Source organism: Variovorax sp. YR750, from assembly GCF_900109805.1.
Lineage (GTDB): Bacteria > Pseudomonadota > Gammaproteobacteria > Burkholderiales > Burkholderiaceae_C > Variovorax > Variovorax gossypii.
Genome location: NZ_FOBJ01000026.1, coordinates 48,892 through 62,319 on the forward strand (window position 1 = coordinate 48,892; position 13,428 = coordinate 62,319).

At 68.6% G+C, this 13,428-nt stretch carries 14 protein-coding genes; 10 read left to right on the forward strand and 4 right to left on the reverse strand.

What is annotated here, in order from left to right:
• Window positions 1–17: 17 nt before the first annotated feature.
• Entirely contained in the window at window positions 18–917 is a 900-nt protein-coding gene (locus tag BMY35_RS35700; RefSeq protein WP_093209608.1) for a LysR family transcriptional regulator, read from the reverse strand.
• Between the two features lie 132 nt (window positions 918–1,049).
• Between BMY35_RS35700 and BMY35_RS35705 the strand changes: the two genes are divergently transcribed.
• The 4 genes from BMY35_RS35705 to BMY35_RS35720 all read left to right on the forward strand — a co-directional run bounded on the left by BMY35_RS35705 (window position 1,050) and on the right by BMY35_RS35720 (window position 6,036).
• Window positions 1,050–2,459, forward strand: a complete 1,410-nt coding sequence (locus BMY35_RS35705; RefSeq protein ID WP_256230556.1) for an amidase — start codon at window positions 1,050–1,052, stop codon at window positions 2,457–2,459.
• A 32-nt stretch (window positions 2,460–2,491) separates the two neighbouring features.
• Entirely contained in the window at window positions 2,492–3,463 is a 972-nt protein-coding gene (locus BMY35_RS35710) for a Bug family tripartite tricarboxylate transporter substrate binding protein (protein WP_093209611.1), read from the forward strand.
• A gap of 7 nt (window positions 3,464–3,470) precedes the next feature.
• The gene (locus BMY35_RS35715) at window positions 3,471–4,919 is read left to right on the forward strand and encodes an MFS transporter (RefSeq protein WP_093209612.1); all 1,449 of its coding nucleotides are present in this window, start codon (window positions 3,471–3,473) and stop codon (window positions 4,917–4,919) included.
• A gap of 82 nt (window positions 4,920–5,001) precedes the next feature.
• Window positions 5,002–6,036: an RNA methyltransferase gene (locus tag BMY35_RS35720; RefSeq protein ID WP_093209614.1), complete on the forward strand. Its 1,035-nt coding sequence runs from the start codon at window positions 5,002–5,004 to the stop codon at window positions 6,034–6,036.
• 31 nt (window positions 6,037–6,067) lie between these two features.
• On the opposite strand, the gene BMY35_RS35725 is transcribed toward BMY35_RS35720, so the two are convergent.
• Entirely contained in the window at window positions 6,068–6,838 is a 771-nt protein-coding gene (locus BMY35_RS35725) for an alpha/beta fold hydrolase (RefSeq protein ID WP_256230559.1), read from the reverse strand.
• Window positions 6,839–7,040: 202 nt separating this feature from the next.
• On the opposite strand from BMY35_RS35725, the gene BMY35_RS35730 reads away from it, so the two are divergent.
• Window positions 7,041–7,853, forward strand: a complete 813-nt coding sequence (locus BMY35_RS35730) for a hypothetical protein (protein ID WP_177213791.1) — start codon at window positions 7,041–7,043, stop codon at window positions 7,851–7,853.
• Window positions 7,854–7,922: 69 nt separating this feature from the next.
• Here BMY35_RS35730 and BMY35_RS35735 read toward each other — a convergent pair whose 3' ends face one another.
• Window positions 7,923–8,504: a DUF1569 domain-containing protein gene (locus BMY35_RS35735; protein ID WP_093209618.1), complete on the reverse strand. Its 582-nt coding sequence runs from the start codon at window positions 8,502–8,504 to the stop codon at window positions 7,923–7,925.
• Between the two features lie 90 nt (window positions 8,505–8,594).
• A complete protein-coding gene (locus tag BMY35_RS35740; protein WP_093209619.1) occupies window positions 8,595–9,128 on the reverse strand; it encodes a MarR family winged helix-turn-helix transcriptional regulator in 534 nt (177 codons plus the stop codon).
• 331 nt (window positions 9,129–9,459) lie between these two features.
• On the opposite strand from BMY35_RS35740, the gene BMY35_RS35745 reads away from it, so the two are divergent.
• The 5 genes from BMY35_RS35745 to BMY35_RS35765 all read left to right on the forward strand — a co-directional run bounded on the left by BMY35_RS35745 (window position 9,460) and on the right by BMY35_RS35765 (window position 13,416).
• Window positions 9,460–10,386, forward strand: a complete 927-nt coding sequence (locus BMY35_RS35745) for a LysR family transcriptional regulator (RefSeq protein WP_093209621.1) — start codon at window positions 9,460–9,462, stop codon at window positions 10,384–10,386.
• A gap of 393 nt (window positions 10,387–10,779) precedes the next feature.
• Complete coding sequence (locus tag BMY35_RS35750) at window positions 10,780–11,259, forward strand: type IV pilin protein (protein WP_176947517.1); 480 nt, start codon at window positions 10,780–10,782, stop codon at window positions 11,257–11,259.
• Window positions 11,256–11,852: a pilus assembly FimT family protein gene (locus BMY35_RS35755; protein WP_093209625.1), complete on the forward strand. Its 597-nt coding sequence runs from the start codon at window positions 11,256–11,258 to the stop codon at window positions 11,850–11,852. Before BMY35_RS35750 ends, BMY35_RS35755 begins: the two co-directional genes overlap by 4 nt.
• Window positions 11,849–12,268 (forward strand): type IV pilus modification protein PilV, encoded by a 420-nt coding sequence (pilV, locus tag BMY35_RS35760; protein WP_093209626.1) that lies wholly within the window; start codon window positions 11,849–11,851, stop codon window positions 12,266–12,268. The genes BMY35_RS35755 and pilV overlap by 4 nt, the downstream gene beginning before the upstream one ends.
• A complete protein-coding gene (locus tag BMY35_RS35765) occupies window positions 12,265–13,416 on the forward strand; it encodes a PilW family protein (RefSeq protein WP_093209690.1) in 1,152 nt (383 codons plus the stop codon). Before pilV ends, BMY35_RS35765 begins: the two co-directional genes overlap by 4 nt.
• The last annotated feature ends 12 nt before the right edge of the window (window positions 13,417–13,428 follow it).

Consider the following 13,428-nt stretch of genomic DNA (forward strand, 5'->3'; position numbering starts at 1 on the left):
GAGGCCGCCGGCCTTCGTCAGCCCGCCTGCCGCAGCGATGCGCGCGCGCAGGCCAGGAAAGGTTCGATCAGCGGGCTTTCCCAGTCGCTGCGCCAGCAGGCCGCGACGTCCATCTTCGCGTTGGCGTTGCGCAGGGGCCTGAACACCACGCCCGGAGGCCGGCCGATGCGCGCGCACGCGGGAAGGATCGCCACGCCCCTGCCAGCGAGCACCAGCGCCAGCGCCGACACCATGGTCTCGACCCGCTGCGCGACCGGCATGCTGACGTCGTGCCGCCGCAGCAGCGAGGCGACGACCGATTTGTCCACGTCGCCCTCCGGCACCGGCAGGCCGATGAGCGGCACGCCCTCGAGCCGGTCCAGCGGAACGCTGGCCATGCGGGCAAGGGCCGAGTCCGTGCGCACGGCCAGCATCAGCGGCTGGGTGCCGATGCGCTCCACCGCGATGCCCGGCTGCGCGATCGGCGGAATGCAGATCGCCACCGACACCTCCGACTCGATCAGCGCCGGGACGTTGTTGACGGCATTCAGCTCCACGTACTGGATCTCCACGTCCGGCAACTTCGCGCGAAGCGCGTTCTCCAGGCGGGGCAGCACCAGGTAGGAGAGGGCGATCATGGTCCCGACCGTGAGCCTGCCCCTGCTGCCCGAGCCGATGGCGCGGGCGGCGTCGAATCCCTCGTTGGCGAGCAGCAGCGCCTCCTTGGCGCGCCTGAAGAGAGCGTTGCCCGCGTCGGTGATCTCCATGCCCCGCGCCGTCCTGCGAAACAGCGGCGTGCCCACCGACTCCTCCAGGTTCCTGATATGGACCGACAGCGGCGGCTGCGCCATGTTGAGCCGCCGCGCCGCCTTGCCCACGCTGCGTTCCTCGGCGACCGCCACGAAGTAGCGGAGCGTTCTGAAGTCCGGTGTAGCCATACGCTGCCCATATGCCTTTTCGAGAAAACAGTATTGGACTCGCGAATGCGGCGAATCAATCATTTGCGCATGCAAAAGTTTTCTCCGTCCCGCCACTCGTTCCCCGCGCTGCCGAAGTCAGAAATCTGCGAGATGTCCGCCGCAACGCTGCGCACCCTCGTCGCGCAGCGCAAGCTCTCGCCGGTGGAGGTCGTCGGCGAGGTGCTGCGCAGGGCCGACGCGGTGCAGCCGCTGCTGAACTGCTTCGTTACCCTCTGCCACGAGCAGGCGATGGAGCAGGCCAGGAGCGCGGAAGCGGCGCTCATGAAGGGCGAGGCGTCGGGGTTGCTGCACGGCCTGCCGTTCACGGTGAAGGACATCGTCGACACGCAGGACGTGCGGACGACCTACGGCTCCATGCTGCATCGCGACCATGTTCCCGAACGCGATGCGGTGGCCGTCGCTCGCATGCGGCGGGCGGGCGCCATCCTCATCGGCAAGACGACCTCGTCGGAATTCGGTGCCAAGTGCCTGACCGACGCGCCGCTCTTCGGCAGCACGCGCAACGCATGGGACTCGACGCGCACCAGCGGCGGCTCCAGCGGCGGCGCCGCGGCGTCCATCGCGGCGGGCGTGGCGCCGCTGGCCATCGCCACCGACGGCGGCGGCTCCACCCGCATTCCCGCCGCCTGCAACGGCGTGGTCGGCCTCAAGCAGAGCCTGGGCGTGGTTCCCCACAGCCAGGTGCAGGACGCCTTCGGCAACTACACCTACGTGACGCCCACCACGCGCGACGTGGCCGACACGGCGCTCATGCTGCAGGCGATGACCGGTGCCCACGGCAGCGATCCGTGGTCGCTCGGCGTGCCCGCACAGCCGTACTTCGACGCGCTTCGGCCCGGCGGGGACCTGCGCGGCAAGCGGGTCCTGTACTGCGCGACGCCGAAGGGGCGGCCGGTTTCCGCCGACGTCGCCGCCGCCTTCGAGGCCGCGCTCGAAACGCTGCACTCGATGGGCGCTGAGCTGGAGCAGATGTCGGGCGAGGGCTACGACGTCGAGCCCGTGTGGCGGGTCATCAACCACACCAGCTGGCGCGGACGCTTCGCGCCGCTGGCGGCCGCGCATGCCGACCAGCTGAGCCCGTCGCTGCTGAAGCAGCTCGCGCTCGCCGAGCATGTCGACGGCGTCGCCTTCCAGCAGGCCATGTTCGCGAGGACCGCGCTCTTCCGCACGGTGCAGGCCCAGCTCGAGACGCACGACTTCATCTTCACGCCGACGCTCTCGCGCACGGCCCTGCCTATCGACCAGGACCTGTTCGGCAGCATCGAGATCGACGGAGAGTCCTTCGCCGAGCTGCGACCTAACTGGTTCCCGTGGACGATGCCCTTCAACCTCACGGGCCATCCCGCCATCAGCCTGCCGTGCGGCGCGGGCAGCGACGGGCTGCCCATCGGCATGCAGCTCGTCGGCCGTTTCCGCGAAGACCAGCAGCTGCTGCAGGCCGCCGCCGCCTTCGAGGCCGCGCACCGGCCGGCCAACGCGCTGCCCGTGCTGCCCTTCTGAGTCCGTTTTTCCAACTCCGCAGGTACTCCACCATGGCCTCGTTCCTCAAGACACTTCTTCTCGGCGCGTCGATCGCCCTGATCGGCGCGGCCGCGCATGCCGACAACAACATGCCCATCCGTCTGATCATCGGATTCCCGCCGGGCGGCGCCCTCGACAGCCTCGCGCGCTCGCTGGCGGAGGAGCTGCGCAGCACGCTGAAGGAGCCCGTGCTGGTGGAGAACCGGCCCGGCGCCTCGACCCGCATCTCCATCGAGACGGTCAAGGCGGCGAAGCCCGACGGGCGGACGATCCTGGTCGGCGGCACGCCGCCCTTCGTGCTCTTTCCGATGACCTATGCGCGGTTGAACTACGACGTCGACAAGGACTTCATTCCCGTCGCGCACCTGGCGAACGTGCCCAGCGTCGTCTCGGCCGGCGCGAACCAGCCGTTCAGGACGATCCCCGAGTACGTCGCGTGGGTCCGGAAGAATCCTTCCGCGGGCAGCGTGGGCATGACCAATCTCGGCGGCGGGCTGCATTTCAGCGTGCTGCAGCTGTCCAAGGCCATCGGCGTGCCGCTCGCGCCGGTCAGCTACAGGGGCGGCGCGCCGCTGGCGACCGACATCATCGGCTCGCACGTGCCGCTCGGCGCCGACGCGCTGGCCAGCCAGCTCGAACTGCACCGCTCGGGCAAGCTGCGGATACTGGGTGTCGCGGGCACGAAGCGCCTGAGCTGGCTGCCCGACGTGCCGACGATCAAGGAGTCGGGCTACGACGCCTTCGACCGCGCCAATGCCGCCTACGCCGCCTTCGTGCCGGCCGGCACGCCGAAGGACGTGGTCGCGAAGCTGGAGTCGGCATTCCTCGCCGCGATGCGCAGCCCGCAGGTGCGCGCGCAGGTCGATCGCATGGGCCTGGAGCCCACGGGGCTGCCCGGCGCGGACGTGAAGCGGATCATGGCCGAGGACCGCGCCTACTGGCGCCCCATCGTCGAGGCCTCGGGGTTCAAGAGCGAGGACTGAGCAGGCGATGACCGACGATGCGGACAGGGCGGGCTGGGCGGTGCTCGTCGCCGCCAGCGCGGGGGCGCTGCTGTGCTTTCTCAATCTCAGCGCGCTCAATGTCGCGCTGCCCGCGGTGGCGCGCAGCCTGCACGCCTCGCCTGCGCAGGCGAGCTGGATCCTGCTGTCCTACATGCTGGTCAGCACCGTCTGCATCCTCAGCTTCGGGCGGCTGGCCGATCTCTGGGGGCGGCGCAGGCTTTTTCTCTCGGGGCTTTCGCTCTTCATCGTCGCCTGTGCGGCCTGCGCGTTCGCTCCCACCGCGGAGCTGATGCTGGCGGCGCGCGTGTGCCAGGCCGTGGGCGCGGCGGGCGTCATGGCCAATTCGAGCGCGCTGGTGGGCGACGCATTCGGTCGTCGCAGGATGGGGCTCGCGCTGGGCATCCTCGCGATGGTCGCGGCGCTGGCCCAGGTGGTGGGCCCGCTGGCCGGCGGCTTCGTCGTGTCGTGGTGGGGCTGGCGCGTTCTCTTCATGCTCAACGTGCCGCTGGGGCTTTGCGTGCTTGCATGGTCGTGGAAGGTCCTGCCCGCGAGCGCGGCGCCGGGAGCAGGGGCCGAGCGCTTCGACATCGCGGGCGCGGTGCTGTCCTTCGCCGGCATCGGCGGCGTGACCTACGCGCTCTCGATGGCGGGAACGCATGGATGGACGAGCACGCCGGTGTCGGCGTTCATGCTCGCGGGGCTCTGTGCCGTGGCGCTGTTCGCGAAGCTGCAGCTGCGATCGGCGAGCCCGCTGGTCGACCCGTCGCTGTTCGCCGATCCGGCGCGCCGCACCGCGTATGCGGGCATCCTGCTGCTGTCGATGACGCAGGCCGCTCCGCTGGTGCTGGTGGCCTTGTACCTGCAGGCCTGCGCGGGCCTGGAGCCGTCGCAGGCTGGCCTGCGGGTCGCGCCGGTCGCATTCGGCATGCTGATGGCCGCGCCGGTGGCGGGCATGCTGATCCGGCGCTTCAGCCCCGAATCCGTCTGCGTGTGCGGAATGCTGCTCGCGGGATGCGCACTCGCGGCGCTGGCCGCGCTGCTGCGGCCGGAGATCGGCGCGGCACAGCTGTCCGCCTGCCTCTGGGTGCTCGGGCTCGGCATCGGCAGCTTCGTGACGCCGAACAACGCGTCGATCCTGCAGAACGTGCAGCCCCGGCGGCGGGGCATCGCCAACGGCGTGCGCTCGACGCTGCAGAACACCGGGATCATGGTGGGAACCGCGCTGGCGCTGAGCGTGGCGCTCGCGCGGCTTGCGCCGGGATCGCAGCGCATGGTTCTCGGAAGCGCCGGAGCGGGGCTTTCCGACCCCGATGTGGCGGTCTTCACCCGGGGCGCCAGTACCGCGCTGGCCCTGCTGGCGTTGCTGTGCCTTGCCGGCTCGGCCATGATCGTCAACAGCCGCCGGCAAGCCGTGCGGCTGCAGTCGCAGGAGTGAGGCGCTCGGCGCCGTGCACAATCTGGCGCTAGTCGATCACCGTCCCGCACGCATGCGGGAGCTTTCCTGCCCCAGGCGGCACATGCGAATCCACGAACTGAAACAGCGGCTGCGAAAAGCCGGAGCCGGCCCCAGCCACGAGCAGCGCATCCTGCGGCTGTGGTCCCACGCGCTGCCCAGGAACAGCGGCAGGCGGCTGCCCGCGAGCTTCTTTCCCGCCTCGCTGATGGAGGAACTGCCGTCCATCGAGGCGGAGCTGGCCGGGCTCGCGCGCGTCGTCGCGGCGCATCCCGGCGCCGACGGCTCCGAGCGGCTGCTGGTGGCCCTCGCGGACGGCCAGACGGTGGAGAGCGTGCTGCTGCCGCGCGACGGCCTGTGCGTCTCCTCGCAGGTGGGCTGCGCCGTCGGCTGCCAGTTCTGCATGACGGGTCGCGACGGCCTGCTGCGGCAGGTGGGAAGCGCCGAGATCATTGCGCAGGTCGCGCTCGCGCGCATGCGCAGGCCGGTGCGCAAGGTGGTGTTCATGGGCATGGGCGAGCCGGCCCACAACATGGACAACGTGCTGGAGGCGATCGAGCTGCTGGGCACTGTCGGCAATGTCGGCCACAAGAACCTGGTGTTCTCCACCGTGGGCGATCCGCGCGTGTTCGAGCGGCTCATGCAGGAACGCGTGAGGCCCGCGCTGGCGCTCTCGCTGCACACCACCAAGGCAGAGCTGCGCCGGAAGCTGCTTCCGCGCGCGCCCGGCATGACGCCCGAAGAACTGGTCGAGGCGGGCGAACGCTATGCGCGCGCCAGCGGCTACCCCATCCAGTACCAGTGGACGCTGCTGGAGGGCGTGAACGACGGGCAGGACGAAATCGACGGCATCGTGCGACTGCTCTCGGGCAAGTGGGGCGTGCTGAACATGATTCCCTTCAACGCGGTGGACGGCGTGGACTTCAGCCGCCCGTCGCTGGAGCGCTGCGAGCAGATGGCCCGCACGCTGCATGAGCGCGGTATCCTGACGAAGCTGCGCCACTCGGCAGGGCAGGACGTCGACGGCGGATGCGGCCAACTGAGGGCGCGTGCCGCCGAGGCGGCGATACCGATCCGCAGGATCGAAGTGGTGCGCTGAGAAAAGGAAGCGGCCTTTCGAGCCGCCTGCCTCATGCGAAGGAGGCCATCCAGTCGCGGACCTGCGCGGGCGCCTCGACCATCACGTTGTGGCCGTGCGGGCCGAGGTCGACTGCTTCGAGATCGAGCGAGCGGGTCTGCTCCAGCGTCACCATCGCGTCGTTGCCTCCGCGTCCGAGATGCACGGGGCAGCGCGCCAGCGTCATCAGCTCGGACAGCGGCGGCTTGCCGACCGCATTGGCGCGAGGGTCCATCGCCAGGCGCCAGCCGTCGCCGTCGCGCGCGACGCCTCGCGCGGCCACCGATGCCGCTGCGCCGGCAACCGCCGCGAGGCCCGAGACCTTCAGGTAGCGCTCCTGCGCTTCCGCTTCCGTCGGGAACAGCTTCGCGGGCTGGAGCGCCAGCGTCTCCATGCGGCGAAGCTCCTCGTCGCTCCACGCGATCTTGATGCCGGCCGCGAACACGCGGTGCGGCACCACGCCGAACCAGCCGGTGGCGAGCGCGAGACCGATCACGCCGCCGAGCGAATGCCCGAGCACCACGAGGCGTCCCCCAGGCTGGATGTGCGGCAGCACCGCGCGCGCCACGCTCGCTGCGTGCTGGCCGATGGCATAGGAGTCCTGTGCGGCGGAGCGGCCGTGGCCGGGCAGGTCGGGCGCGAGCCAGCGGCCTTGCCATCGGGTACCGGCACCGGCACGCATGTCTGCGCACAGGGGCGACCACACCGCGCCGGTCGCGCCCATGCCGTGCAGCATGAGAAGCAGGTCGGGGCCTTCGCCGCCTTGTTCCATGTAGATGTCCACCGCCTTGTCTCCGTCGGGTCTTCGATGGCTCGGGAGGATACCCGGCGGTGCCGCCGGCATCCGCGCATGCATGACTTTGTGCACTAGTTGCGCCCGACCCGCCTCCCGCACAGTCCCCCCGCGCCAGAGAGAAGCCGAGGCAGAACGCCACGGCATCGGGGCGCCTTATCTGAACCGAACGGGACGAATGGAGGATGGAATCATGAATGCGAAACACCTGCTGACTGCGATCGCGGTCGCGACATTGGCCGCGTGTGGAGGAGGTGGCGGCGGAGGCGGTGGCGATGGAGGCGGCATCGGGTTCATTCCTCCACCCCCGCCGCCTCCCCCGCCACCGCCGCCTCCTCCTCCGCCCCCTCCGCCGGAGAACTCCTCCGCCGCGTGCTTCAACGAAGCCGACCTGCGCGAAGGCACCACGGTGGAGCTCGAGCAGGACATCGTCAACGGCAACGACACCGTGAAGCTGCGCACGGTCACGATCACCCGCGGGCGCGAGTCCTTCAGGGACGTGAACCCCGTGCGCCGGCTGCGCACCCAGTACTACGGCACCGGCGGAGCCGCGACCGACAGGCAGTACCTGGACTACATCGACGGCAAGATCGTGAGGTACGGCGTGCGCAATGGCGGCGAGGACGCGGGATCGCAGGACTATGCGTACAACGACCCGCCGGTGGTCACGCCCACGATGTCGCCCGGCCAGACGGTCGACATGAACTACACGGTCAAGAGCGTGGAGGGGCCGAACGGCGAGGTCCGCGGCGAGCAGGTCGTCACGGGCACCAACACCTACGTCGGGCGGGAAGCTCTCGAAACGCCCATGGGCGCGATCAACGCCTGCAAGTTCTCGGGGATCGTCCGCTTCCGGCAGGTCGACGGATCGGACCGCACCGAGTACCAGGACAACTGGGTCGCGGCCGAAGGGCCCTATCGCGGACAGCTGCTCAGGTTCGCCGCGCGTACCGGCGATACGACGACGACCTTCGTCACGACGAAGATCACCTACACGCCGCACTGAGCGCAGCGAGGGTCCGCGCAGCAGTTGCCCGTTGCATGGGCAGCTGCTGCGCGATGTGTGCGGTGCGCGTCAGCCGGCGTCCACCAGCTCCCAGTGGTTCGCCAGGTGCATGAGATGGGCGCGGGTGTACTCCGGCTTGCTCAGTGCGCCGTACGCGAAGTGCGGTGCGAGTGTCGCGGTGTGTCGCTCGAAGCGGTTCAGCGCGGTCATCAGGTGGTCCACCGCGGCGTTCAGCGGCTGGCCCGAAGCGATGGCCGGTGCGCCGGGGATGGGCTCTTCGAGCCCATGGCTCATGCGGCCACGCGCGGAGAACACCGCGAATGCCACGGTGCCCAGCGAGGCGCGAAACCAGGCGGGCTTCGGCTGCGGAAAGCCGTCGAGCGAGTATTCGACGCTCTGCGCGGCGTGGTGCAGCACCTGGGGCAGGTCCCAGCCCGAGCGGGTGTGCAGCGGTGTCTCGCGCAGGCGCTCGAGCGTGCGCATCGCGTGGGCAAGGTCGGAGAAATCGGCCATGGCAATCGGGTGGTCGGAGTGGGTGACGACGTATCCGGCCCCGGCGGCGACAGTGCCCGCCAGCAGCGCGCCGCCGGCCAGCAGGATGCGTCGGCGGTGCAGGGCGGGGCGCGCTTCGTCGAGGTGGTCGGTGTTCATGTGGTGCCGGATGCTAGGCACCGGGCTGCGTCGAGACTGTCAAATTTGCGACGGACTTCGATGACGCCGTGATACAGGCATCGCCGGCATTCAACGCCACCTGTGGCGCGTGCCGCCCGAGCGGCGATCGGCCTTTTCCTGCACGATGCCCATCGCGCTCAGCTCCCTGCCGCGCAGCTCGAGCCGGCGCAGGCATTCGAGAAAGATGTCGAGGTGCTCCTCGTCGATGCCCTCCAGCAGGTCCATGTTGAGGCGGGCGATCCGGGGGAAGAGCGCATCGCACAGCTCGCGCCCGGTGGCGCTCAGCCGCACGTGCACTTCGCGGCCGTCGTCGGCGTCGCGCCGCCGCTCCACCAGCTTCTTCTCGGAAAGGCTGCGCAGGCCGCGCGAGGTGCGCACGCGGTCTAGCTGCAGGCGCTCGGCGAATGCGGAGGAGGTGATCTCGCCGATCTGCGCGAGCATGCCGATCATTCCCCACTCGCGGTGCGTGATGCCGAAGCCGCCTTCGACGAGGCGGGTTGCCATGCCGCTGCCGGCGCGCACGGCGCGGGACAGCCGGTACAGGAGCAGGTCGTCCAGGGAGCGTGGCGCGCGCAATGCGGCCGCATCGGGAAAGGCTTGCATGGGAATCCGGGCGAATAGAGGAAAGAGGTCCGACCCACCTCGGCAGTGGGTAATGGATTAGATTAATTACTGGTTACTATCTATAACCAGTCGCAGCGACGGATATTGCCGCAACGGCGAGGCGGTTTGCGGATTTTTTATCCGGCTTCCCGTTAATTCCATCAAGTCAGCCGCTGCTCAGTTTGAATTCGAATTTCCTCTGGAAATAAGGCTGTTTTGTCTCCTTCTTCTGAATGGAGTGATTGCAAATCGGTGATCGATCGATAGCAATCGAGGAATTGATGAGGCGGCAAATGCATTGCAGCCAATCATTCAATCAAGGAAGGATTCCGTGCTCGATCTCAACGAAGTCGCCATGTTCGTGCAAGTGGCGCGCCTGGGCAGCTTTGCCGAGGCGGCGAGGCATCTGCGCATGCCCTCGGCCACCGTGAGCCGGCGCATCCAGCAACTCGAGACGCGCCTGGGCACCCGGCTGATGCAGCGCTCGACCCGCAAGCTCACGCTGACCAGCGCGGGCCAGGCCTTCCACGAGCGCTGCGGGCCGGCGGTCGAAGAGCTGATCGAGGCCGGGCAGTCGCACGTCGCGGGCAGCCAGGAGCCGAGCGGCGCGATACGGGTGGCCGCCTCGGCGAGCTTCTTCGAGTACTTCGACATGACGTGGGTGTCGGCCTTCCTCGCCGCGCATCCGCTGGTGCAGCTCGATTTCGTGCTCAGCGACCTTCCGGCCGACCTCATCGCCGACCGCATCGACGTCGCGTTCCGCATCGGCCCGCTGGAAGACTCGAGCTACGTGGCGCGCAGGATCTTCGCGAGCTACGGCGGGCTTCTCGCCAGCCCGGCCTACCTGGCGGCGCACGGAGCGCCCGCGGACCTGGGCGAGTTGGCGGAGCACGAATGCGTGACGCAGCCGCCGGAAACCGGCAACTTCGCCATCTGGCGCCTGCAGGGCCCCGACGGGGCGGAAGAAGAAGTGCGCGTGCGCGGCCGCTTCACCAGCAACGTGCAGGTGGCGCTGCGCGAGGCGGCATGCGCCGGACTGGGCATCGTCGCGCTGCCGACGATCCTGACGGCGGCGGAGGTGGCCGCGGGCCGGCTGGTGCCGGTGCTGCCCGGGTACATGCGGGCGGGGCGCGGGCTGAGCGTGGTCTATCCCAGCCGCCAGCAGCGGCCGCTTGCCGTCTCGGCCTTCGTCGACATGGCGGTGGAAAAGCTCAGCCTGCGGGAGTGGACGCCGTCGTCGGGCGCTTCGATACCCTGAGCGCAGGGTGTGGCAATTTTTTATCCAATTGACCAAAAAATTGGCCTAATTCGCGGCCTTCCGGTGTGAGCCATATTGGGGCAATTGGCCTTGTTTTGGTGCGTATTGCCAAGCCTCGCTGCGCCGATTACATCGAAAGTTGAGCAGCTGAATCTCATTTTGTGCGCTAGTAGAAAGCCACAAAGATCGTAAACAATTGTCACATGATGTCTCTGGGCAGACACATGTATCGGCAATTCAATTCCGTCTCGCGAGGGGCGGCGACTGGATTGCCCCGAATTGGACGAGTTTTTCAGCGCTGGCCAATTCATTCATTTTCATCGTTTCCCGCACTCTCGGGAATGGATGGATTTTCTTGGCCACAGGAAAGGGGAGCAGATGCGGACACGGTCCATGAGCGCGGCGAAGCAACCGGGAGGCGAACGGCGCATGCGCCGCGCCGCCGGCTTCACGCTGATCGAGGTCATGGTCACGGTGGCCATCGTGGCCATCCTCGCGGCGGTCGCGCTGCCCAGCTATCGCGACTACGTGCTGCGGGGCCAGCTCGTCGACGGCACCAACGGCCTGGCGGCCCTGCGCGCGGACATGGAGCGCTTCTACCAGGACAACCGGAGCTACCTCAAGACCGGCACGTTCGTGCCTCCCTGCAGCAAGACCAACGTCGCCGGCTACTTCACGCTGTCGTGCACGACGAGCCCCGCGGCGACATCGACGACCTACACGCTGCAGGCCGTGGGCAGCGGACCGACCGCCGGCTTCACCTTCATGGTCGACCAGCTCGGCGTGCAGTCCACGACGATCACCGGCGTATCGGGATGGACCGGCTGCGACAAGGCCTGGGTGACGCGGCGAGGCCAGGCGTGCCCGACATGAAAGACCGCCGCGCGCGCCATGCACCGTCGGGCTTCACCCTCATCGAGCTGATGGTGACGATCGTGCTGCTGAGCGTCCTGGCGATGCTGGCCATGCCTTCGTTCACCACCTGGATCAACAACAACAAGGTCCGCACCGTGAGCGATTCGCTGCAGAACGGGCTGCGCTTCGCGCAGTCCGAGGCGCTGCGCCGCAGCCGGCCCATGGTGTTCTCGCTGACCAACAGCCCGGCGCCGCAGACCAGCCTGACAGCCGTCGTCAACGGCAGCGGGTGGTCGATCAACGTTGCCAAGTCGAGCCTGGACGCGAAGAGCGCGTTCGTGCAGGCAGGCGTGCTCTCCGACGTCGCGTCCGGCGTGCAGATCAGCGGCCCCGCGGCCGTCTGCTTCAACGCCATGGGGCGGGTGGTCGCGAACGCCGATACCGACGTGAACGGTGCCACCTGCGACACCGACCGCCCCCTGCAGACCTACGACATCTCCCTGGCTCCGGGCGCCGACCGCCCCTTGCGCGTGCTTCTGACCCTCGGCGGCCAGATCCGCATGTGCGACCCGGCCCGCAAGCTCAGCGAATCCCCCGACGGCTGTCCATGAAACGAAGGCTCCCTCTTTCCGCTTCTTCCGGCGCCCCTCGGCAGTCGGGCTTCGCCCTGCTCGAAGTGCTGGTTTCCATCCTGATCTTTTCGTTCGGCGTGCTCGGCCTCGTCGGCCTGCAGGCCCGCGCCATCTCGCTGTCGACCGATGCGGAAGACCGCAACCGCGCCGCCTTGCTGGCCAACGACATCGCCAGCGCGATGTGGCTGGGCAAATCGGTCTCTGCAGTGGACACCAGCGCAGGCTCGGCTTGGCAGAAGCGCGCGGCCGACCAGACGAACGGCGGATTGCCAAACGGCTCCGTCACCGTGACAGCAGTCGGCACCAACGGGGCCGACATCGTCATCAGTTGGAAGGCGCCTTCACACCTCAATGAATCGGGCAGTTCCTTCACCACGCGGGTGACGCTGCCATGAAGCTCACCGTCCATGGAGCGCTGTCAGTTCGGCAGCGCGGCCTCTCGCTGATCGAACTGCTCGTGGCCATGGTCATCGGGCTGATCGTGACGCTGGCCGTCACCAGCGTCATCACGGTCGGGGAAGGAAAGAGGCGCACCACCACCTCCACCAACGACATGGACCAGGCCGGTGCCTACGCCGCCTACCTGCTCGACCGCGCGGTGCGCAGCGCCGGTTCGAGCCTGACCCAGTCCACGCAGCCGACCGACCGGGGCGTGTTCGGCTGCAGGCTCAACGTGGCGTCGCTGCTTCCGGCCAGCGCGTTCCCCGCGCCGTTCGCGAAGAACTTCAAGGCCGCGAGCGACCTGCGCGTCGCGCCCGTGCTCATCGCCAAGAGCCAGTCCGACGCCGGCTCCGATGTGCTGGTGGTCATGGGCGGCGATGCGGTGGCCGGCGGCGTGCCGCGCGGCCTGACCGACCCCGGCAGCGCCAACACGCTCTCGATGGACAACACTGTCGGCATCTCCACCGACGACCTCGTGCTGGTGAGCCAGAACGGCACCGCCGACTGCCTGCTCGAGCAGGTGACGGGCACGTCGACCAAGGTGCTGACCGTTGGCGGCACCTACTACACGGCCGGCAAGACCACTTCGCTGCAGACGCTGGCCGCCAGCACCTCGACCTACGTCACGCCGCTGGGCAACCCGGCGAACGGCAACGTGCAGTTCCAGCTCTTCGGCGTGGGCGACAGCAGCACGCTCTACGGCTACGACCTGCTGCAGGGCGGAGGCACCGCCACCGCGCAGGCGCTGGCCGACGGCGTGATCCAGATGCGCGCCCTGTACGGCCTCGACACCAACGGCGACGGCATCCTCGACGCCTGGGCCGACCCCGGCGCGACGGGCTACGACATCTCCACCGTCATGACGACGACCGCCACGCTGCGCCAGATCGTGGCTGTGCGCGTCTCGCTGGTCATGCGTAGCGCGAGCAAGGAGCGGGACCCCGTGTCGGCCGCTTCGCTCACTCTCTTCGGCGATGCCGTGGACGCCTCGAAGAAGTCGCTCGCGCAGACCGTCACGCTGACCGGCGCGGACGACACGCACTACCGCTACCGGGTCGTCGACTTCACCGTCCCGCTGCGAAACATGCTCCTGCTGCCATGAAGAAGAAGTTGT

Coding starts and splice junctions, on each gene's coding strand:
- BMY35_RS35700 (WP_093209608.1), bottom strand. CDS start 917: ATGGCTACACCGGACTTCAGAACGCTCCGCTACTTCGTGGCGGTCGCC.
- BMY35_RS35705 (WP_256230556.1), top strand. CDS start 1,050: ATGTCCGCCGCAACGCTGCGCACCCTCGTCGCGCAGCGCAAGCTCTCG.
- BMY35_RS35710 (WP_093209611.1), top strand. CDS start 2,492: ATGGCCTCGTTCCTCAAGACACTTCTTCTCGGCGCGTCGATCGCCCTG.
- BMY35_RS35715 (WP_093209612.1), top strand. CDS start 3,471: ATGACCGACGATGCGGACAGGGCGGGCTGGGCGGTGCTCGTCGCCGCC.
- BMY35_RS35720 (WP_093209614.1), top strand. CDS start 5,002: ATGCGAATCCACGAACTGAAACAGCGGCTGCGAAAAGCCGGAGCCGGC.
- BMY35_RS35730 (WP_177213791.1), top strand. CDS start 7,041: ATGAATGCGAAACACCTGCTGACTGCGATCGCGGTCGCGACATTGGCC.
- BMY35_RS35735 (WP_093209618.1), bottom strand. CDS start 8,504: ATGAACACCGACCACCTCGACGAAGCGCGCCCCGCCCTGCACCGCCGA.
- BMY35_RS35740 (WP_093209619.1), bottom strand. CDS start 9,128: ATGCAAGCCTTTCCCGATGCGGCCGCATTGCGCGCGCCACGCTCCCTG.
- BMY35_RS35750 (WP_176947517.1), top strand. CDS start 10,780: ATGAGCGCGGCGAAGCAACCGGGAGGCGAACGGCGCATGCGCCGCGCC.
- BMY35_RS35755 (WP_093209625.1), top strand. CDS start 11,256: ATGAAAGACCGCCGCGCGCGCCATGCACCGTCGGGCTTCACCCTCATC.
- pilV (WP_093209626.1), top strand. CDS start 11,849: ATGAAACGAAGGCTCCCTCTTTCCGCTTCTTCCGGCGCCCCTCGGCAG.
- BMY35_RS35765 (WP_093209690.1), top strand. CDS start 12,265: ATGAAGCTCACCGTCCATGGAGCGCTGTCAGTTCGGCAGCGCGGCCTC.